We start from the raw sequence: 20,698 nt of genomic DNA on the forward strand, positions 1-20,698 counted from the left end.
ATTACATATAAAACCCTTATTGATAGGTCTCTTTTGATAATCCTTTTAATTTTTTCCATCCTGTCATTAAAATTACTAACAGAAAGAGACCGACATCATTGCTAGGCTAGTCTTTAATCATATTAATTATCTTTTGAATTTAGTTTTTAGTTACTAATACTTGATCCGCTTTAACCCATTCTGCACCTAAATTGTACCAACCATCTTTGGCGGCATGTACTTTATAAGTTCCTGGTGCTAATTGACGTTTAAACGCTCCGTTAGGAGTGCTATACGTATTAATAGTAGATGTAACAGTTGCATGGTGATTAGCAATAGTTCCGTAAGCATGGTGAACATAACCAGACCCTACATTATAGAATAGAGTTCCATCAGCTGCATACTCTCTTTGACCATACACTTTGTATTTTCCACCAGCTTCAAGTTGACCGATAATTTCATAGCCAACATTTTTGAACACATTTGCCTTCTGAGTAATTGTAATCGTTGCCCAAGTTCCATCATACGTATGGTAGCTAACTGTTGGCTTGTCCCCGTTTAAATAAGGCATAGGATCTACCGCCTCTGATTGAGACACTCGTGCTTTTTCATATATTTCAAAATGCACATGTTGTCCAGTTGAACTCCCACTGTTCCCCATAACACCAATTTTATCACCTTGATTGACAGTTTGACCAACAGAGACACTAATAGATTGTAAATGAGCATAAAGTGTATCATATGTTTTCCCATCAATACTGTGTCGAACTATTACATAGTTTCCATAACCGCCATTACATGTATTACCGATAGAGCCATTATTTGAACAACCACCAACGGCTTTGTTAATCACACCCGCAGAGGAAGCATGTACTGGTACATTGGAGCTAGTATTTGCAATATCCACTCCATAATGCATTGAACCACTTCTCATGCCATAAAGGCTTGTATAAATACCTTCAGCTGGTTTTATAAATACCTGTTTCATCAAACATTCTCCTTTTTTGAACTTCCTATATTTTAGTAGTATTAGATTGAATAATATATTGATATTTTTTAAGTAATAATTAAGTAATACCAAAGATAAATACTGAAAATAATACCGATTTAATAGAAAAAGCCCATTACCAATTAAGCTAATGGGCTTAAATTTTTAAATAAATTCTTTCGTCAATAACTTAGTGATTCTTTCTAAACTTGTTTTAAAGTGTTGTTATTCCACTGTTCATTGCTCCTGCTAAGCCTTGAAGGATACGGGATGCACCAGCTTCTGCTTTACCACCAGTATTAGTTGAAACAATGTTATACGGAAGTGCTGCTGAACCTGCTTTGTTTGCAATTGCAGAAGTTAATTTACCAGATGTTACTAGAGTGTGACCACCATACCAAGCTGCTGTATATAGATAAGCTGTTACTGAAGCTGGATCACTGTTATGTGCTACTAAAGTATTGAAATTTTCATTTGAGGTTTTAATCTGCACTGATGTTGGTGTATTTACTGAAGCAAAGTGTTGATAAGCCGCTAAAGCATAACCAGACGTTGGAACAGTGGTTGAATCTGTAGCGTCCGGACTACCAGCCTTAAAGTTTGGAAGTCCAATCTCATAAGAACGACCTTCGTTTATAATTTGAGTATTGTAGTAGTTCATAATTTCTGCTGCTGTTTGTTGACAAACGTGAGAACTTAAAGCTATTGCATTTTTGAATTGAGGTATTTTTGTAGTGTCACCTAATTCTGCAATTCGATAAGCACGAGCCGCAAGGTTAAGACCCCAGATAACGAATGAGTTGTAGCCAGATGATGGGAAATACCCTCGTATTTGGTCGATATCACTTACTGTACCATTATCACCCGCACGGCCTGCCCCGATATTTACACAAAGTTCAGTTAAACCGTTGTTTCCACGAGAATTACCGTATGATTCACGTAGACGCGTACACATTTGTGTGAACCAAGCGCTCAAGTCAGAATAGATTGCATTACCAGCACCGTTAATAGCAGCATTAATAAAGTGAACTGCACCTAAACCAAGAGTTACACCATTAAGTCCAGTTTTAGCATGTTTAGTACCAACTAATGACCCAGTACTAACTGTTAAACCATTTCCATTTGCTAGACGTACATTTTTATAGCTATTTAGACCAGTAAAAGTAGTGTAGGACTTACTAACGTAACCAGTAAGTGCTGAACGTAATTCTGTTTGAGTTACTGGACGAGATGAATCAGCTTGTGTATACGAAGCCATATCAGCATCTTTTGCAAGAGCTAACGCTGCATAAGCACCTAAAGCTAAAATTGGATTTTCTGGACCTTCCTGAGATGGATTGGCTGGGTTAATGAATGATTTGTAGTTGATTAAAATACGGTGAATACGAGTTAAGATTTGACCACGAACTGTCGCAGAAGATGCGTTAGAGTAAAGAGATGTCAAGAATAGTAATTGACTGCCAGCACGTTGACGTTTGACTGGTACTGATTTATCAGTTGTACCAAAAATATCATGGAAGTTAGTTTTAGAGCCTGAATCTGCTGCCAAACGTACTGCACCATCTCCCATAATATTAGTAAAGATTTTTTCTGCTTCTGTTTTGACTGTAAATGCCAAAGTTATCATCCCCTTATGTTTTAATAAAAAGCTCCCTTTTAAGAACGTTTGTTCTTGTTTTATTATAGAACAAACGTTCTTATTTTACAAGGTAATTTATACATTTAAAGTTAAATAAAAGAAAAAATACGATTGCAGCAACTTGTATATAAGAATTTCATAATAAAAAACAAAAACCTAGGCTCAAAATTTGAGACCCAGTCTTTTTAAATTCTTACTAGATAGTTTGATTGTTTTTGAATTGGATCCTTGTAATTCCAATGTTGCAATTTCTTATCCTCATTAAACCATTCACTGTTGTTTTCAACCCAATTATTTCGAAATTCTTCATATGATATACAGTCTCTCATCGAATCCAAATTGGAAACCACAACACCTCATATTTCAAAAATAAGGATTCATACGCCCTTTTGCAATTAAGGTAACAGGCTTCTGCTATTAAGTGCTCCGTTGTGTAATGATGATTTTTAATCCTTCAAAATCTCCGCCAGTTAATGTACCCGCATCGAATTTATCTAGCCATGATTTGTCTATTAATTTCTTGTCTACGGTTTGTTTGATTAAATCACGTACTGCAGCTTTTGTTGTCTCATTTGTAAATTTCATACAACCATCATCCTTTTCAATTTGTTGTGGTATATCCATACCATTCAAAATATCGTTTTTAAATTGACCCTCTGATATCCCCATGCTCATCAAATATGAAAATGGATCTCGATGTGTCGTACCTTTTAAATGATCTGTGATCCAGCGGTGTGACTTTATACCATTGCCACTACCATCAAGTATAGTAGGGATTCCAGCATCTTTTGCAAGCTCCCTTAATACCCAAACATAAGCCGCGTAATCTTTTTCAAACTGTTCCTTATTATTGGTTCGAGCTAGTTCTACTTGGGCAAAGCTAAATGGATTCCCTTTTGGCCCACAACCATATTGCACGCGATTCACGGGGGCAATTTGTACAATACGTCCTCCACCACCTACCCAATGGGAAGTAAAGGCATTTGCTTTATTACGATTCATATAGGTTATTTCATTTTCTAGAGCGTTCGGGCCACAATTATTTGCATTGCCCGATTCATGGGCAATGACGTATTTGACTGCAGTTAAAGCATAGTTTGGTAGTCCTGACATGAAGCGCTTTTCAATGACATAACTCATTTTCCATTACCCTCTTTATCTGAGTATTGTTTATATAATTGATTGCTAAAAACAGCAGCTCCACTTACAAGAACCCCTTGTACAATACTTTGCATAGTGAAACCCATCAAGCTGATTGTAAACGTTACCCCAACTACTAATAAAATATAGGGAATCAACCAATCTTGCATTTTAGGTGTATTCTTTAAAGCCTGTCCTATAACCAATAAAACAGGCACCACAATTAGCGCCTGTTCAATAATATAATCATATAAAAATTCCATAGTATGATCCCCCTAGTAGGTTTTGATAACAAGTGTTAACAATCCTAAAATAACAGCGCCTATAATAGTTGTAGATACCCACCAAACGATTTTATCAATTTTGTTTAATCGATGGTGAGCATTTTTAGTACTCGCTAATGCTTCCTCTGCGATATCCTTAGCGTTATCCGCAGTTTGACGAATATCTCTAATATCATCAATTTTTGCCTCGATTCCTCCAAGACGTTCATAAATATTTCTGATTAATTCATCTCCCATGACATCAATCCTTTGCCCTATTTAAAATAAAAAGCCATGAGAAGCATCGAGATTCAGTAGTTCATCTCGATTGCTTTCATAGTTTAAAAAACACATAAAAAATAACGCTAGCTTATGCTGCGTCTACTTGTTTTCGTTATTTTGTTCAGTGGCTTTTATTTTGATAGCCTCTTCTTCGGTTATTAATTCTTTTGTAACAGCTAAATCAATTTGTTCCTCTGTTGCTCTGCAATTACACCAATTACGTAAGAATAGATTGTATACAACACTCGACATATTAGTTCCCTCCTAGTAACGCGGTCATGATTAATTCATCTTGATCTGCTTGCGATATTTCTAATTTTTTAATAGCTTCTAGTCGTTCTGGTGAGATAACCACCATACCAATAGAATCGTCAAAAATTAGAAAGTTACCCTCTATTAGATTTTGTTCTTCGACAAGCGTCATATTCGAATAAGCCAACATCACTTGTTCTCGGTCTTCGGGTGTTTTATATTGAATTCTAATTCTCATATTATTTCCTCCTTTAACTTACCATTGTAAATCCTTTTATTTGAATTCTTTCAGATACCATGTTAGCTGATAGAGGAGCCGAATCGACTTTCATTAGCATCCACTCAATAAAATCGCCTTTATTGATATTGAAGTTTTCTGTAAATGTTTGTGAGTTTGTACTGTTCAAACTTCTCTCGATTCCTCTCGGTTGACCATTAATATAGATTCTTGCTTTAATAAGTCCCGCACTTCCATATGAGTACATAGAGAAGCTTATTTCAATAATCCCTGACCCGCCTAACCATGTCTTTCTCGTCATTGGGAAATAGGTTGTTGAAGTAGTACCACTAAAGTTAGGATTGTAGAATACTGAAAAATTAGTTGAACCGTCATATTGAGGGGCTTGTAAAGGTACAATGAATACGCCTTGAACTTTAGCGTTTTTATAATAGCCCTCGGGTATTACTAAATCATTAGTAGTCGGAACAATAACCGTCCCTGTTTTATCGGGCATCGTCCCCGTAGCATCACCATTATCATTAGTGAATGTTTTACCTGATAGCACCTCGCTAGGTTGTGCGCTTCCTGCCCCCCCTTCACCCTGTAAGATAAAAGCCGAACCTCTATAACGTAGCGTGTAGACACCACCAACTTTTAAATTCGTTACTACTGTACCATTCGCTTTCTTAATAGGAATAGCACCCAAGCTATTAATATTTAAGGTTGTGGCTGCGGAACTATTAGCATTAGTTGCAAAAGATACACCTAGGCCATCACTATAACTTGTTATCGCTGCATGAGTAACCGTTAATGCATTCGCTGTCCCTGCAACAGTTCCAAGCCATTTAACAGAATCAGTAGGGCTGACAGTTGGAATTGTATCCTCAATTCGTTTCATTTCTGTATCAATCTTATCTAGATTGGCGTTAACCACATTTACATTATAAAACTCATCTTCATTATCCTTTTTAAAACCATAATTAACAGTGTCAGTAGACATTACGATAACACTTCCTCTCTCAGTTGTTTATGTGTATAGGCGGCCAATTGAGCGTGTGTAAAGCGCGCCAGTGCACTATGTTGGATGTATCTAATTTCCACATACACCAACATGTTTTGTGGAGTTACTCGCTCTAGTAATACCTCTACAATTTCAAATTCTCGAGACACGGTTAACTCCAGCTTTACACGTACCCACTTTTCAGATGTACTGCGAGTAAGCTCGTACTTTCCCTCCCCTAGTAAGCTATCAAGTAGCTGTTTCAGAACGGGAAAACTATACGGTGCTTGTTCTTGATACCGTGATAAAATGCGAAAACGACGTGTTTCAAGTGTTTCTGATTCATTAGTAATTAAACCAAGCATTCTCTCATAACGATGGGCACCACTTTCATCTAGGGCAAGGATAAATTGATTATTAAATAACGATTCCGTTAGTTCCCATACTCGCTCTAATGATGGATTTTCAAGTGATGCAATCTTTTGAAGTTCCTTGATTTCGTGAAGGATAGGAGGGAGGTAGCTTAAAACATCCACTTTTCTAGCCACTTATAGTCCCCCTCTTTGGTATTGCTTCTTTATCAAGTTCCAGGTTGCTTGCCTTACCATTTAATATTGTGTTAGCTATATCGATGACTCCATTAATACCAAGAATACGTGTTTCAATTTGGCTTATACGAATAATCAGCCCTGCTTCATCTTCTTGTTTTGTAACTGCCGACGCCCAAAGTTCTGCGAGCTCCTTAAAGTATCCATCAATTACCTCTTGGATAGCATTCTCTACATCCTCAAAAAACCAACCAGATTGCAGGGTAATTGTTGATATGATATTTACTGTTGTTTCATTGACAGCCGAAATAGTAACGTTGTGATCAATAGGAGCAAGGCCAACTCCGTCACCTTGCGCATCTAATGGATCCATCAACTGTTGTACTAACCCCACTAATTCATTGGATGGTTTCGAAAAAGTAGAATCAATAATCGTAACGCCAACAGTGCCACCTCCATATTTTGCTCGGTAGATACGTGCACCTCCAACCCCTGGTATATTTCCAACTCGCTCTTTGTAATCGGCGCGGTTCCCTCCAAACGAAATACTTTCAAAGCTATTGAAATAACGCGATCTAAAAGCTTCTGTATCTTCTTCGTTCTCTCCTGGAATTAACAAATCCGTTAACTGTGCTGTCTCAAGACCTGCAATGTAATCAATCGGTATAAGCTGTCCTGTCTCGAAATTTCCAATCTCACCTACGGTTTCACACTCCAGCTTAAAAATACCTTTTTCGATTTTTTCAAGGACTACGTAGTTGCATTCTTCCTGCGAAAAACGTGCACCTAAGGGAACATCGATATTGAATACTCCTTTGCGTATAGCTTTCGTTGCAGGCGTTGGACTAAGTCCCCGTTCAGCTGCCCGCCTTATTAAATTCTGTCGTGAGGCCGTATCTGCGAACATTTGATTTTCGTAGTTTAGCAATGTAAAAAGAATTTGAGCTGTCTCGGCAGTATTGGCTGCTGTTGCCTGATAAATCAACGATGTCTCTCGTTTATCCTGTGCTGGTACATTAGAAAGTTTCTGAACTAATAAATCCTCATAGGAAGTATTTAAATCAAAAATTGCTACCATTAATAATCCACCTCTTTCTCTGCAGTGATTTCACCAAAAATGGTGTGGGCTACGTATTGAACGTGCACTTTATTTTTAGTGGTTGTTACTTCAAATGAATCAACATTCGTAATGCGGTCATCTTGTAATAAAGCCTCTTGAATGCGTTGTTTTACTTCGCTGGCAACATATACTGTTGGTTGGCCAATTAAATCATTGGTTTCAAAACCTGTGTTCCAACTATAAATTAAATGATCGTAACGCTCGATATTAAGCATAAAAAAAATCGCTTGTTTCATGGCCTCTAGTTCATCAATGGCGCCATAACAGCGATCTAATTCGTTATTTATTTTAAATGTCTTAGAAGGTTCAATTTCTTCCTCAAAATCGAATGTCAGTCCATCGTTTATGGCCTGTGGAATCATCAAATCACCTCTTTGTCTATGATTAAGTATTGTTGACCACCGTGCACGCGGATCATCGTCACCTTGTCACCCGTATTTAAGCCGTTATAGATTTTATATATCTGCTCCGGTCCACCATCTACACCCATCTCTACTTCATAGTCCATTACAGCACGGGTGAGCTTCAATTGTTCTTCTTTTAAAGTCAATTTCTGATCAATTTGAACTTCTAGTGGATCTACTCTTAATACATTGCCATAAATAACCGTAGCGAGCTTTTGGGCATTCAGAACTCCCAACACAAGTTTTTGAATTTCTTTTAAAATATCCTCCATACTACGCAATGAAATCACCGCCAATCAGCGTTAAATCCATACTATAATTAGATTCTTTGAAGGTATGCCTCACACTTTCAACCATCATGAAATTAGCCACTGATAAGTCACCAACATACAAGAGTACTGCTACCTGACTACCACCACGTACAATTGGATTACCGAATACTTTATTAATGTGTAGCTTTCTCGATTTACGATTATAAAACTTAAGCATGCTTTCTGCTTTAGCCTTGCCATTTACCCCTTCATCGAACTTATCTGTTAACTGAAGAACACCCCAATCGGACATCCTGCTTTCACTTTCGGCCATGTAAGTAGCACGTTCACCTGTTTCTTTATTTTCACGTACTAACTTGATTTTGTTATACGTGTTTTCATCAATGGATGAAGTATATTCAAACGTTTCACCTGATTCTTCATCTATCAGTAAATCGGTTTGAAGCGCCTTAGCTTCACGTAAATTCAAAGCTCCAAAGTCATCATAGAGCACAAATAGCCTTTGAGTATTAAGAGTCGTTTCAGCCAAGGCATTAGACATAACCGTGAACAGTTCTTGATTATCTTCAACCATACAAGGTATTACATACTTTGTATCGTCTATAGTACCGGTCTTTAGCTTAAAGTCCTTTGCAATTATTTTAAGTACTTGAGCAGCTGTTTTATTCTCATACCTATAGGTATCTTTATTTTTAAAGTAGCGAAGTTGATCGTAACAAGTAACCGTAATGATTCTGTTATTCGAACGTTTCTTGGTAAAGACAAAACCTTTGAAAATCTTGTGTCCGTCATATTCGAAAGTAACTGCATCCCCCTCATGAAAGCTAAGCATACCATCCTTAATTACATTGAATGTCAGTTTTCCTGGAGTGCCTTTTCGATGTGTTTCCCACACTATACCTTCCTCTACGGCACATTCGTATAGTTGCGCCTTACTCATGATACAAAGTTTTGATTTAGCCAAGTTTTATCACCTGCCCTGGTTTAATTACGTTTGGATTGCTAATATTATTAATTTTTGCTATTTCGGTGTATTTAGAGCCATCACCTAAGTACTTCTTAGCAATAGCCCACAATGTTTCTCCTGCTTTAACAGTATGTGTTTTTGGGGTTTCTTTTCCTGTAGTTGGCCGCTTCTGCTCTACTACAGCTTTCGATGCGGTCTTTGCTGTACTTCCTGCATTATTATTTGTAGCTGGTTTCAAGTAGATTTTTTTATTGCCGTACTCCCTGTATTGCTTTAACTGGATTCGTACAATAACATCAAAGCCATTATCGGCTGATTCCTTAATCTCATAATCCTCAATTGATACAGTCATGTTTGTGTCAAATAATAAATTACCTGTAGGCAGCATACGATTTACGAGAAATCGAAAAGGTTTGTCAGAGATTTTTAATTTTTTTAGTTTACTAAGGTAAAATGAAGCTGGTTGAAAACCATTTGGATAAACAGCAAATGGGTAGTTGACGTTGGGCAGTAATACCTCAAAATCTATATTCGTTAGTCCTGTTTTTTTTATTACATTTACTTCTCCCTCATTCATTAACACTACTGTTTCGTTTCTGCCATTAATCTTCAAAGTGAGTTCGGAAGGTGCGATAGGAAACTGTAAGCCATCTAGAAAAAAATTATACATCTTCGATTGAACCCCCTTCTGCTAGCATTCCTGAAACTTCTTCAACACGTTGACCAAATCTATCAATAATGCCATCAATATCTAGTTCACTGCTAATTCGGTTTTCATTTTTCATATCTACTTTGATTTCTGCCGTCGTATAACGATTGATTGCTTCACGTTCAGCTATATCACGGAGATACTTTAAATCCTCATTCATTATTTTAATACCTTCCGTTGCCTTCTCAGTATTGTCCGCTGTTTTCTTACCTAACTCATTACCTTTATCGAGTTTGTCACCTAACGCTAGCGCATTTTCAATGTCATTTTTTATCTTATCATCTTTAATATTGTTGCTTTTTTCTTCACCTGATTGAAATAGATTGGCCCCCCAATTGTATCCTTTATCCCAAGACTTACTTAATTCTTTAAATTCCATTTTGGGCGCTTCCCAATAATCATCAGGAGCTTCGCCAACCCAGTTATCCAAAATTCCTCTAAGACCCTTTAGATCACTTGTAATGGACTCTCGGTGACTATACTCTGTACCCACTTTTAAACCTACGGAAGATGAAATATTCTCTGGTAATAGCTTCACAAACCAATTCCAAGCTTGTATCGCAAAGTTAACTGCGTCAACAATAGCATTAACAAAGCTTGTAGCAAATCCATCCCATCCACTAATCATTGAAATAATTAAATCTAACATATTAGTTGCTAGATTATAAAATAATTTCTTTACCGAATACATTGGGTTTTTCCATACATTCACAAAAAATTCCACATAAGAGGCCCACATATTCCACATATAGGCGATTACATTATAAATCATTGATCCTAACACCATGAATGCCCCAGCTATTATTCCTGTAGCACTAATCGATGTCCCAGCAAAATAATTGAAAGCCGCTACTGCTAAATAGAAAAGACCAATAAGAATTACAATGGCTATTACTAAAATAAATATAGGATTGGCTGCTATCGCTGCATTTAAGCCCCATGCTGCAGCCGTTGCGGCTGATGTTGCAGAGACACTCGTCCATGTAGTTGCCGTTAATAATCCAATCGCAAGCGTTCTTAGACCAGTCCAAATCGTACTGGCTATTTCTGCTGCTTTTACTAGTAGTAAAGCAGACTCGTATACCAACATTGCTGCTGCAACAGTACTTATTATAGGAACTATAAACGACCAACTATCTTTTAAACTTCCATCGGGTATAAAAAAACTCAATGTACTCGAGACAATTGAAGATAATTTCTCCATAGCATTAGCTGCATTTTGCACGAGCTCCTTAAAAAGATCGTTTTTTACAATCCCATCGAATATTCCCTCAAAAGCCAAACCAAGGACAGCTTTCCTTATCTCGGCCATAGAAATTTTACCACTACTTGCTATTTCTCGTATTTTCTCAATTAAAGCATTAAGGTAATTCGTAGTATTTTGGACACCATTTGACGTAGACTGAAATGCATTATTTAAATCCTGGCCTTGAAGGTTTCCACTTCCCATTGCTTGTGTTAAAGGTTGCTCGGTTGTTTGTAAACCATTGTTGATTAAATTTAACCCTGATGTGGTGTTATTTTCATTGGACAAGAGTACTCTCCCAACTACTTGAAAATCTAAATATTTACCTGCTATCTCCTTGATTTTAGTTAATAATCCACCAACTGCTGTAGTACCATCCCTAATATTGTTGCTAAAACTTTGTAGGGTGTGATCAGTTTTTCGAATTTCGATTTCAACTCTGTTAAATTGCTCAGCAGTTTTAGCTAATTCTCTTTGAGCTAGTTGAACACTAGAGATATCCATCATTTGCCCAGAAGCGGCATGCATAGCTTCCAACTGATTAACCATTCTGGAAACCATATTATGCATGGCTTTAATTGGTTTACTTAAACGATCATCAATTTGAATTGCCGTACGGATTGTAGCCATGAACTCTCACCTCTTTATAAAAAAAGCATCCTTTGAGAAGGATGCTTTTATGGCTATTGTTTAATAATTTAAACTTTAACTCTTCCTAAACTTAAGTAGAGCTATGTGTTTTCTATTGTTTCCAACTCAATTTTCCAGCATAGTTGAATTTGCAAGACTCCAAAATTGACATAAATTAAATAAATGATAGCCCTGTAGGCTAATTTGCTACTTATTAACGCTTTCTACCTTTTTTAGACCCTCGTTTTGCCTCGCGTTCTTGCTTCTTATCTTCCTCGATTTTAATCCGTAGAGACGCTATAATACAAGCTTTATCCGCCAAGGATAGCGATACATATTCAGACGGAAGACGACGCATTTTATGCACCCACCAATGCATTATATTAGCTTCACCATCACCGTCGTCTATTAGTTTTTTATTTCTTCAACCATATCCTCTAGTTCCGCTTGATACCCATTAACTTCCTGTGCTACCGCTGAGGCATCTGCAATTTCACCAATTGTCAGCATCTTACCAAGTAAAGCATCAGCCCCCATCACACCATAAGAATCCTGTAGCTCTTTATCGTTTAAATTAGGATATACAATAGATTCAATAGTTAATAAACGTTGGTATTTAAAATGATCAAAATCAGTATTATACTGCCCCTTACGCTTTCCTTGCATAATCATAGAACGCTTAGTAGATTCAGATTTTAATTCCTCGTCTCGTTCTGGCGAAATTGGCGCGAACTCCCATTCAATTGGATTCCCTTGTTCATCCACGAATTTCTTTGAAATAGCATGCTTAATGTTTTCATTTTGCTTTTTATTGTGTGCAAAAAATGCAGTTAAGTTTGACATAATTAATCACCATATCCTTTTTATTTATATTTAAAAGAGCCCACATCATGAGCTCTCGTTTTATAGCATTTCTTGTAATGTTGTAAATTCTTCTGGCATATCCCAATCCTCGAAGGTGAAATCAATAGAATCCTCTAAGTACTCCGCATCTGCATCTAATGCAGCGATGATACCTCCATCCATATTACAATCAACCAGAATCGTTGTTTGACGACCTACCGACGCTGACCCATCTTCGTTAGTCACTTGGATATCAAAATAAATATCCTGCCCAGTGTCTTTGTATCGCTTTAATAACTTACGGAATATTGACGTATTAAAGTGGAATGTAGCACTGCCTGTATATTCTGCTCCAGTAGCCTTATTACCTTTAGCTACACGCCCCATAATAGGAACTTGCGTTTTAGTTTTATCCATACGAGCTTCTAAATTAATTAATTGAGCAAATAAATAACGACTTCCTTCAACCGTCACGTATGCTCGACCTTGAGCACCATGAATGGCATTGCGAGCATGCATTGTAGCATCCGCAAAATACTGTAAATTCATTGGAATTAATGTTTTGTTTGATTTCATCTGTTTGCCCTCCCTTTATGCTACTGTTGTTGTAATGTAAAGTTGTGACATCGCAACCGTAGGAATCACGACTTCATTTACTACAACAGCTTTCTTTGAATTACCTTGTGCTACCGTTAGTTCATCCTTGTTGTAATTTTGGATAGCTCGAATACGTTGCATTTCCATTCGATGACTACCAATGTCATTCCATAAGGAAATGCGACCATCTTGATCATTTGGCACCTGACCTAAATAACGAGTATTAAATAATTGAGCTGTATCAATCGCAAGCTGATCAAGTACACGAATGACTTGATTCAAGCTGAAGTCCTCGTTCTTATCATCCGAAAATGAAGTAAAGGTATTCACATCTTCAAGTACACGAATTTCATCACCAACACGATGTAACAAATATTTGCCAGCCTTTAATAAAGTTGAGAGATGTGACTGTGTCTTTGTTTCAGACATATCAAGTGTAAATTCACCCTCGTATTTTTTATTAGTATTTGATTTATTGACAGCTACCCCAGCTTGAGCACCAGACACCCAATATACGGCACCAAATACTTCTTCTTCCGGTCCGATAGTATCGTTTTGTACATCAATAATACCTTCATGGTTAGTACTGCCAAGTTTATGACCTACAAGTTGGAATTTACCACCGATTTGGTCACGAATACGCTTTGTATATTCAACATACAGCGATTTAATTGAACCTTCGGAGGACAAGCAGCCTAGAATATTGAACCCGTATGCTTCTAAAGCGTCTAGTGCCTCTTGATGTGCACCTCCAGTAATAGCTAAGCCATTGGATCCTCCAGCTAATGCTGTACCAGCTGTAACAGCTAGAGGTGCATTCGGTTTAAACACGACAAAATCATTGGCGATTAAGTCTGTAGCAGTCGCTACTGCCATTTGCTCGTCTACTAACACATTAGCAAGTAATGTTTTAACATCGAATTTCGATGGCTCATCAACATTTGCCTGAATGACAATCGTAATATCATTCCCTCGAGCACCTTTGTACTTAGCTGTTGCAAAATCATTTGTCGCTGCCTCTGCATCCACCGCAAGTTTGTAAAAATAAACCGTGACCGCATTTTTAAATACATCACGGATACCTTTCATTTTTGAGTCCATATATTCATAACCAAAAATTTTGCGTGAATCCTTTCGTAAATCCTCTTGTGTTACAGCAAATACTTCACCATCTACGCCCCAGTCAAGTGCAATTGGCAAACCAACATAACCACGATTGCTTAGATTTACAAATGCACGAGTAGCGCTAATAAAATTGTGATATTTTCCTGGTAATACTTTGTTTTGTGATAAAAATACTCCTCCACCTAACGCCATATTAATTACCTCCCTTATCGAATTTCTTTAATATTTCATCCACTTGAGCGAATGAATAAGTTTTACTTGAATCTAGTAATGCGTTTAATGCATCACGGCGATATAAATATTTTTGACTTTTTAAAAGTTGATCTTTTGTAAATTCAGGTAATTTTGAAAAAATTACCTTTTTGCTTTCCTTCAACTCAACCTTCTTCTGAATTGCTTTTGCCAAATGAAACCACCTCTTCTTTGTGCATATAATGATCTAATGACCCCATAAAAGTATTTTCTTCATTTTCTTGTAAGAAGAAATTAAATTGAATAAAATTATTGCCAATGCCTTCAATAACTTCGCTAGTTGCTCCGGTACCAAGCAGTAGTGAACCATTTAACAGCGTTATTTCTTTTATTACTTGTTGAACCTTCAAAGTCATATTAGCCGCCTCAGATATGCCATTTTCAGGGAAGTACTTTACATTAAACTTTGCTGTTACTTTCCATCGACCACCTATTTGTCGGATATGCTCTAAGCTCAAAAACTGAATTAAAAAAGCAGGCGTATGAAACTCCTGCGGCACTTCATCTATATATTTTTTATATTCCGCTCCGAAAGCGTCGTGAAGCTTAATAGATAAAGCATTTTGAATATCATAAATTTCCATCCAAAGCCTCCTTCAACAAATTCGTTAGTAAATATGAGCTCAGGTGTTTTGATTATTTAAGCTTCAGCTCATCCAATCGATCCAACCTTGATTTGTGAATCGTTTTTTCTTCTCCAACTAAAAAACGCCTTCCCTTATACCGAATAGGAAAGCGTCATTTTACTTTTACTTGAATGTGAACCATTTCGCATAGTCTCCTTTGCAATTGATTGCTTAGAATACGTTTTGTTCTTATGGAACTGATGAGATGTCTATAGCTACTACCCTTGCCCACTTAGCTTTGTTTTACAAATCTTTCAACTGAAACCACTCCCTCTTTTGCCTGTTATATTCCTGGAGATCCGATAACTAATCTCTAAAAAATAAAACAGCTTATTTATGCCTCACCCAAGCTTATGGGACATATTGATCGGTCGACGGTCTCACTCTTGTTAATTTATGATGTTATAAATTTCAAAAGGGGAAATCCTTACCTCGTCGTCCTACTTCCAAGTTTACACTATCAGTTACTTAAAATGATATATTTGGAACGTTTGGAACATCTGTCACACTTGGAACATTTGGCAAGTAAAAAAATCTTACCAAGCAATTCTTCTACCTTTAGATTTAATCAAGAACTTTTGGAGGTATAGAATCTTCTATTTGTTTTAGAATTCCCTTGTGTTTTAATATGTATTTTTGTCTAGTAAAGCTTTGTACTCGCACTTCAGTGAATACGAGTATTAAACAACCGATACGAAATGGATTTCTTGAGCAAATTATTTAAAGGATTATAAAAAAAGAAGTAACCCTTAGGTTACTTCAGCATCATATCTAAAATTCTTTCACGCACACGTTGTACACTAGTATGACTCATATTCAGATTTGCTCCAATCCAGCGAAATGGCATACCCTCTAGTAACCAGAAAAGGACTTCCAGTTCAAGGTCGCCTGTAACCTTGTCAGCTAAATTTTGAACTAATAGTAGCTCATCTTTAATCTTGTTTATACGCTCCTCACGTAAAGCCCTCATCTGAACATGTGCATGAACTGGGTCACTCGCTCTTCCAATAGCTTTTGGCATTGCTGCCTCAAAGCCATACTTGGTTGTAGAAGCCACAGCTGTCAATGATTCTAATTCTTCCTTCATTCTCATGTACTTACGCATATTGTCATTGTACTTTTTAATTGCCTTGTCTAGTTGGTAACGATTTAGTGGTATTTTCTCTATTATCATAGCTTTGCCCTCCTATGTATCTTTTCAATTCTCTCTGCTCTATCATTCCGTCATTAACCGTTAAGTACTTACCCTTGTGCTAAATAAATATCAACCACCCATCCTCAAAATCCCCTTTTGATTTTTAAGTGCTAGTTCATCCTTGACCACCAAACTTACGAAATTACATTTATTAGCAATGGCTCACATTTTTATTTGCCAAGCATTTCTAAAACTTTTTGTCTCTCGGCCTCAAAATCTATCGCGCTGTTATTAGATTCAGTAGATGGTATTGGGTGCTCTACTTTATCATTACGCTTATCAAACCATTCTGGCACTATTTCTCTTCGGCCAAGAGACTTTTGATAAGAATAAGGGAAGGATTGCTGTCTCTTGTTTATCTCCCTTTGTTCCTTAGCCTTTAGTTGCCCATCATTCGTTATTAAATCTGTTCGCCAGTTTACTAAAATACGCTCTATATACTGAATTGGTTTGTTTGGTTGCTGTAGCACCGCAATTTTCATAGCCTCATAAACAAGGACTGGATTATTTTCACATGCCATATGTTCTATACATTCGCAAATATAACTAGAAGCTTTTTGGATGTTTTCATCATAGAATTTAGTTAAAAAAATTAATTGTTCGTTAGTGACTGTCGACTGACTATCTTCACACTCTGTTGTTTCTTTTTCTTTTTCTTTTATTTTTTCTTGTTGTTTTTCTTCTTCCCTACAGTCTTTAGAAGGTCTATCGATAGGGTATGGATAGGGTATCGAATCTTTATTATTACTATCATTAGACTCTTTTTGCTCATTCAGCTTATTTAACCATATACATACGGTATCGATACTGTATCCTAACTGTTCTAATGAAGTAACATAGCTCCTAACAAAAGGGATATGTTTAACGGCAAGAAGCTCTTTTTCGATACATTTTTTGACTTTAGGAGAATTGATAAAGTTGTATTTCGCCCAGTTAATCAACATGATTTCCTTTGTTAATTCGTTGTAAGAGATTTTCCCGTATTCAAAGAATCTTTGTAATAATTTTTGTACAGTTTCACGGTTATAGCCGGTATGCATTTCTATGACTCTATATGGTAATTCGTAAATGCCACATTGAGTTGTGTTACCGTTTGTCATCAAATATAGATAGAAGTATTTCTCCTCTGGTGTAAGATCTAATACAAAGCCATCATCCCAAAATGTTGTGTGTACATGCCTAAATTTAGCCATTTGCGTTCGCCCCTCATTCGTATAAGTAATTCTTTGATGTCTAGCTCGTATAAAATGCTTTTTTTAGTTTTTGTATTACTCAAATGATCCACCTTGTCCAAAAGCTTATTAGAAAAGTAAGACTGCCCCGTTTGAAGGGATACCGAGTTTATTTCTCATAAAATCCATATTCATTGACAATATTTATTCTAATGACCAACATTGAATTGAGACTGGTCCTTATTCTAAAGAATAATTATTTCAGTCATATTAGTTAGCGCTAACTCCGTACAAGTCCTGGGCTTGTTATTACTCATTCAACAATTGGAACGTTTAAATTATGATGGTTAAAAGCTTGCAATGGATTGATATATAAATTTTCTTTTGGTCTCCTTACAAACACAACATTTAGTTGTCTTGTTACGTAAAAAAATTTGGGATGGTTCCATTTCAAATAGTTCAGAAATTGCTAATGCTACTTCTAAAGAAGGTGTGCGTACTCCTTGCTCAATCATTCCATAATAGCTTTCACTAATAGTAATACCTATTGATTTATCAAGTTTTTCCACAACATTTTTCTGTGACCAATTATTTTGTTTTCTAGCCTTTATAAGTATTAACCGACGATTTGTTGTTTTCAAAATCGCACCCCCAACTTTTTGTTGTCTTAATAATACCCAACAAAAAGTTGTCAGTCAAACAGAAACTAGATTTTTTGTTGTTTTTTATTTTTAATTGGCTATAAACCCAACAAATTGTTGTATAATTAAACTATATATTTAAGTGAGGTGTAATCATGTCATGTCTAATGTATCGCAAAGGCTTAAAGAGTTAAGGAAAGAAGCTAAATTAACGCAAGCAGATGTTGCCAAATTCTTAAGTATTTCGGAAAGTGCGTACGGTTATTATGAACAAGGCCGCAACGAAATTTCCATAGGAAGTGTTCAAAAGTTAGCAGAAAAATACGATGTAAGTGTAGCGTATATATTATGTGAAACAGATGAAAAACAACCTTTTGATAAAGACGAGGCAGCTTTTCATGCATTTGCGAACGATCCAGAGTTGCAGGTTTTTTATAAAGAGCTTCCTAAATCAGATGAAGAAACCGTTCGTCGTTTACGTGATATTTGGGAAATTATCAAACATGAAAAGAAATAAGATGTATGTTTTTAGCCCTTCTTCCTAGAAGTGGGGTTTTATTATAAAATAAATAAGAACATATGTTTCATTATATAGAGTTTGGGGATGATTTTATGTCAAATACTACATACACTGAAGATTTTATTGAAAGCCTTTATACGAAAATAGGAATTTTATTACCACATCAGCTAGATGTTAATGAAATTGCATGCAGGCTAGGTATTTTACTATATTTCTGGGATAATCCTAGTCAAGTTTTGTTTTTGGGTGGAAGAGCTTATATTTTTTTAAATCAAGACCTATCACCTAAACAGCTGTGGCAGGATTTTTGCCATGAGCTTTGTCATGTTTTATTACATTGTGGCAGCCAGGAGAAAATGCCCTATTCATGGATTGAGTATCAAGAGTGGAAGGCTAATAATTTTATGGTACAAGCATGTGTACCAACATTTATGTTAAATAACATAACCTTACCAGGAAATGAGGATAAAGCCATTCAATTAATTCAAGATCTATTCAATGTTGAATGGGATCTCGCTTATAAAAGATTAGAACAATATAAAAACAATAAATTTATACATGAATTAAATGCTAACACTCTAAAAATGTATGGAAATAATAATCATACGATCTAGGATGATTATTTCGATAGACGGCTACTTTCCAATTAGGAAGGAAAATTTTTTGCATTAATGAAACCAGCCTAACTTTGCTTCATTGTGTATACCGAAGCATCGGAAACTTGACCAGTATTTTATGATTGGATATTAGTCTAAAAATGGAGGGGGCCCATTTAATAGTCCCCTCTCCTCTATCCCCCACACATCTCCACTTAGGACGAATTTTTTTTTCAAAAGAGTCATAAAAGGTTAGAAGGTACATTGTTCTAATGATTATTTCCTACTTAAATTAGGCATACAATTGCTGCCAATCGAATAGAAACCTATATAGAAAACATTTTGTTATGGGAAAAATAAAGTGGGGTGTGAAAGGATGCTTAAAGTAAATGATGCAAAAGAAATGGTACTTGGAATTGTGCAAGATGACCCATTGTTTGTTGCGCTACAGCATACGCCTTTAGAGGAGAGCCTATACAATGATGAATATTTGGCAGACATCGATGAAACAAATCACTATACGATAGCAGAAATCGCTGGCTGGTTTGATATTACAGATGCCATGCTTCGCTACTATTTGAAACCGTTTGAACAGTACATTTTTGACAATGCTACACCGAATGTAAATGGTAATATTCGCTTAGATTTGCCAGCTATATTAAGGCTAAGAATGATTTTATTATTAAAGGATGAATATCGTGTGAAGGGTATAAAATTATTGCTTGGTATTGATGATAATGGTCAACTGTTAAAGCATCAAATTACAGCTACGACCATGGATTCCGGAGATTTATCTCATAAAATTGATGTTCTTGGGAATGTCCTACAGCAAATGATTCAAACAGGACTCTTTCAGATTTTGCCGAATGAGAAGCATGGGACGTTACAAGTTAACATTAATCAGGAATTTCTTGCAGAGAATATTCAACGATTATCCTCCGATTCTACTCTTCAGTTTGAGGAAATTCAAAAAGAAACAGCAGAACTAAAAGAGGAGAATGAAAATCTCCAGCAACAGATTACCGAGCTGCAAGAAAATAGTGTCAAGGACATTGTGCAAAAAATTAGAGAGCGTCATATCGAAAATGAAATCGTTTCTACTTTACGTACGGAAGCATTACAGCAATTTTCAATGAACAACCAAGTTAGTTTTTTCAAAAGGATGTTCAGATCTTCTCAAATTGACATGGAAAAAGAACAATTTGTTTTAAATTATATTTCAACGCATTTAGAAGAACGCTTGGAAGTTGCGTTGAGCGAATATTATGAAAAATAATCCAAATTTATTAGAACATGAATGAGACTAATTAAAAAGTCACAATCATGTTCTTTTTTAACGAGGAAATTACCTATTCTCAATCTGATCTCCTAATTCTATATGAGACCTAGATGGCTATTCCATACATATAGTTAGCGACTGCTTTTTTGTCTAAAATGGGCATTGTATTTTCCTGCGGTGCAAAAACTTATTA

At 36.2% G+C, this 20,698-nt stretch carries 27 protein-coding genes; 3 read left to right on the plus strand and 24 right to left on the minus strand.

Going from position 1 to position 20,698, the window contains the following annotated elements; translation table 11 throughout:
- Window positions 1-139: 139 nt before the first annotated feature.
- The 24 genes from ACP3VS_RS00125 to ACP3VS_RS00240 form a co-directional block, all read right to left on the minus strand.
- The gene (locus ACP3VS_RS00125; protein WP_012293487.1) at window positions 140-967 is read right to left on the minus strand and encodes a M23 family metallopeptidase; all 828 of its coding nucleotides are present in this window, start codon (window positions 965-967) and stop codon (window positions 140-142) included.
- Between the two features lie 214 nt (window positions 968-1,181).
- The gene (locus tag ACP3VS_RS00130; RefSeq protein ID WP_012293486.1) at window positions 1,182-2,594 is read right to left on the minus strand and encodes a hypothetical protein; all 1,413 of its coding nucleotides are present in this window, start codon (window positions 2,592-2,594) and stop codon (window positions 1,182-1,184) included.
- Window positions 2,595-3,023: 429 nt separating this feature from the next.
- Entirely contained in the window at window positions 3,024-3,746 is a 723-nt protein-coding gene (locus tag ACP3VS_RS00135) for a peptidoglycan recognition protein family protein (RefSeq protein ID WP_012293485.1), read from the minus strand.
- Window positions 3,743-4,009: a phage holin family protein gene (locus ACP3VS_RS00140; protein WP_289449290.1), complete on the minus strand. Its 267-nt coding sequence runs from the start codon at window positions 4,007-4,009 to the stop codon at window positions 3,743-3,745. Before ACP3VS_RS00140 ends, ACP3VS_RS00135 begins: the two co-directional genes overlap by 4 nt.
- Before the next feature lie 12 nt (window positions 4,010-4,021).
- Entirely contained in the window at window positions 4,022-4,267 is a 246-nt protein-coding gene (locus tag ACP3VS_RS00145) for a hemolysin XhlA family protein (RefSeq protein ID WP_012293483.1), read from the minus strand.
- A 123-nt stretch (window positions 4,268-4,390) separates the two neighbouring features.
- On the minus strand, window positions 4,391-4,543 hold the full coding sequence (locus tag ACP3VS_RS00150; protein WP_289449291.1) for a hypothetical protein: 153 nt from the start codon (window positions 4,541-4,543) through the stop codon (window positions 4,391-4,393).
- 1 nt (window position 4,544) lies between these two features.
- Window positions 4,545-4,781 carry a hypothetical protein gene (locus ACP3VS_RS00155; RefSeq protein WP_289449292.1) on the minus strand — a complete coding sequence of 79 codons (237 nt, stop codon included), beginning with the start codon at window positions 4,779-4,781 and terminating at the stop codon, window positions 4,545-4,547.
- A 13-nt stretch (window positions 4,782-4,794) separates the two neighbouring features.
- Window positions 4,795-5,763: a hypothetical protein gene (locus ACP3VS_RS00160; RefSeq protein ID WP_289449293.1), complete on the minus strand. Its 969-nt coding sequence runs from the start codon at window positions 5,761-5,763 to the stop codon at window positions 4,795-4,797.
- Entirely contained in the window at window positions 5,763-6,311 is a 549-nt protein-coding gene (locus ACP3VS_RS00165) for a putative phage tail protein (protein ID WP_012293480.1), read from the minus strand. Before ACP3VS_RS00165 ends, ACP3VS_RS00160 begins: the two co-directional genes overlap by 1 nt.
- The gene (locus ACP3VS_RS00170) at window positions 6,304-7,389 is read right to left on the minus strand and encodes a baseplate J/gp47 family protein (RefSeq protein WP_012293479.1); all 1,086 of its coding nucleotides are present in this window, start codon (window positions 7,387-7,389) and stop codon (window positions 6,304-6,306) included. The genes ACP3VS_RS00165 and ACP3VS_RS00170 overlap by 8 nt, the downstream gene beginning before the upstream one ends.
- A complete protein-coding gene (locus tag ACP3VS_RS00175) occupies window positions 7,389-7,793 on the minus strand; it encodes a DUF2634 domain-containing protein (protein WP_426388274.1) in 405 nt (134 codons plus the stop codon). Before ACP3VS_RS00175 ends, ACP3VS_RS00170 begins: the two co-directional genes overlap by 1 nt.
- Window positions 7,793-8,107, minus strand: a complete 315-nt coding sequence (locus ACP3VS_RS00180; protein WP_012293477.1) for a DUF2577 domain-containing protein — start codon at window positions 8,105-8,107, stop codon at window positions 7,793-7,795. The genes ACP3VS_RS00175 and ACP3VS_RS00180 overlap by 1 nt, the downstream gene beginning before the upstream one ends.
- Before the next feature lies 1 nt (window position 8,108).
- Complete coding sequence (locus tag ACP3VS_RS00185) at window positions 8,109-9,071, minus strand: XkdQ/YqbQ family protein (protein ID WP_426388275.1); 963 nt, start codon at window positions 9,069-9,071, stop codon at window positions 8,109-8,111.
- Window positions 9,064-9,744: a LysM peptidoglycan-binding domain-containing protein gene (locus tag ACP3VS_RS00190; protein ID WP_426388276.1), complete on the minus strand. Its 681-nt coding sequence runs from the start codon at window positions 9,742-9,744 to the stop codon at window positions 9,064-9,066. Before ACP3VS_RS00190 ends, ACP3VS_RS00185 begins: the two co-directional genes overlap by 8 nt.
- A complete protein-coding gene (locus ACP3VS_RS00195; protein ID WP_012293474.1) occupies window positions 9,737-11,659 on the minus strand; it encodes a hypothetical protein in 1,923 nt (640 codons plus the stop codon). The genes ACP3VS_RS00190 and ACP3VS_RS00195 overlap by 8 nt, the downstream gene beginning before the upstream one ends.
- Before the next feature lie 214 nt (window positions 11,660-11,873).
- Window positions 11,874-12,038 carry a hypothetical protein gene (locus tag ACP3VS_RS00200; RefSeq protein WP_008174525.1) on the minus strand — a complete coding sequence of 55 codons (165 nt, stop codon included), beginning with the start codon at window positions 12,036-12,038 and terminating at the stop codon, window positions 11,874-11,876.
- A 29-nt stretch (window positions 12,039-12,067) separates the two neighbouring features.
- On the minus strand, window positions 12,068-12,502 hold the full coding sequence (locus tag ACP3VS_RS00205; protein WP_012293473.1) for a phage tail assembly chaperone: 435 nt from the start codon (window positions 12,500-12,502) through the stop codon (window positions 12,068-12,070).
- A 60-nt stretch (window positions 12,503-12,562) separates the two neighbouring features.
- Window positions 12,563-13,078 (minus strand): phage tail tube protein, encoded by a 516-nt coding sequence (locus ACP3VS_RS00210; RefSeq protein WP_012293472.1) that lies wholly within the window; start codon window positions 13,076-13,078, stop codon window positions 12,563-12,565.
- A gap of 15 nt (window positions 13,079-13,093) precedes the next feature.
- A complete protein-coding gene (locus ACP3VS_RS00215; protein ID WP_036167574.1) occupies window positions 13,094-14,416 on the minus strand; it encodes a phage tail sheath family protein in 1,323 nt (440 codons plus the stop codon).
- A gap of 1 nt (window position 14,417) precedes the next feature.
- On the minus strand, window positions 14,418-14,630 hold the full coding sequence (locus ACP3VS_RS00220; RefSeq protein ID WP_243432659.1) for a hypothetical protein: 213 nt from the start codon (window positions 14,628-14,630) through the stop codon (window positions 14,418-14,420).
- Window positions 14,602-15,060, minus strand: a complete 459-nt coding sequence (locus ACP3VS_RS00225) for a phage tail terminator family protein (RefSeq protein ID WP_426388277.1) — start codon at window positions 15,058-15,060, stop codon at window positions 14,602-14,604. The genes ACP3VS_RS00220 and ACP3VS_RS00225 overlap by 29 nt, the downstream gene beginning before the upstream one ends.
- Window positions 15,061-15,856: 796 nt before the next feature.
- Entirely contained in the window at window positions 15,857-16,276 is a 420-nt protein-coding gene (locus tag ACP3VS_RS00230; protein ID WP_230586133.1) for a hypothetical protein, read from the minus strand.
- Between the two features lie 191 nt (window positions 16,277-16,467).
- The gene (locus tag ACP3VS_RS00235; protein WP_051889623.1) at window positions 16,468-17,490 is read right to left on the minus strand and encodes a DnaD domain protein; all 1,023 of its coding nucleotides are present in this window, start codon (window positions 17,488-17,490) and stop codon (window positions 16,468-16,470) included.
- 326 nt (window positions 17,491-17,816) lie between these two features.
- Complete coding sequence (locus ACP3VS_RS00240; protein WP_031419160.1) at window positions 17,817-18,110, minus strand: helix-turn-helix transcriptional regulator; 294 nt, start codon at window positions 18,108-18,110, stop codon at window positions 17,817-17,819.
- A 160-nt stretch (window positions 18,111-18,270) separates the two neighbouring features.
- Between ACP3VS_RS00240 and ACP3VS_RS00245 the strand changes: the two genes are divergently transcribed.
- The 3 genes from ACP3VS_RS00245 to ACP3VS_RS00255 all read left to right on the plus strand — a co-directional run bounded on the left by ACP3VS_RS00245 (window position 18,271) and on the right by ACP3VS_RS00255 (window position 20,502).
- Window positions 18,271-18,627, plus strand: coding sequence for a helix-turn-helix domain-containing protein (locus ACP3VS_RS00245; RefSeq protein ID WP_012293465.1), 357 nt, complete (start codon window positions 18,271-18,273; stop codon window positions 18,625-18,627).
- A 95-nt stretch (window positions 18,628-18,722) separates the two neighbouring features.
- The gene (locus ACP3VS_RS00250; RefSeq protein WP_207889728.1) at window positions 18,723-19,244 is read left to right on the plus strand and encodes an ImmA/IrrE family metallo-endopeptidase; all 522 of its coding nucleotides are present in this window, start codon (window positions 18,723-18,725) and stop codon (window positions 19,242-19,244) included.
- Window positions 19,245-19,602: 358 nt separating this feature from the next.
- Complete coding sequence (locus tag ACP3VS_RS00255; RefSeq protein ID WP_012293463.1) at window positions 19,603-20,502, plus strand: hypothetical protein; 900 nt, start codon at window positions 19,603-19,605, stop codon at window positions 20,500-20,502.
- Window positions 20,503-20,698 lie beyond the last annotated feature (196 nt).

It is taken from the genome of Lysinibacillus sp. VIII_CA, assembly GCF_049943995.1.
Taxonomy (GTDB): Bacteria; Bacillota; Bacilli; order Bacillales_A; family Planococcaceae; genus Lysinibacillus; species Lysinibacillus pinottii.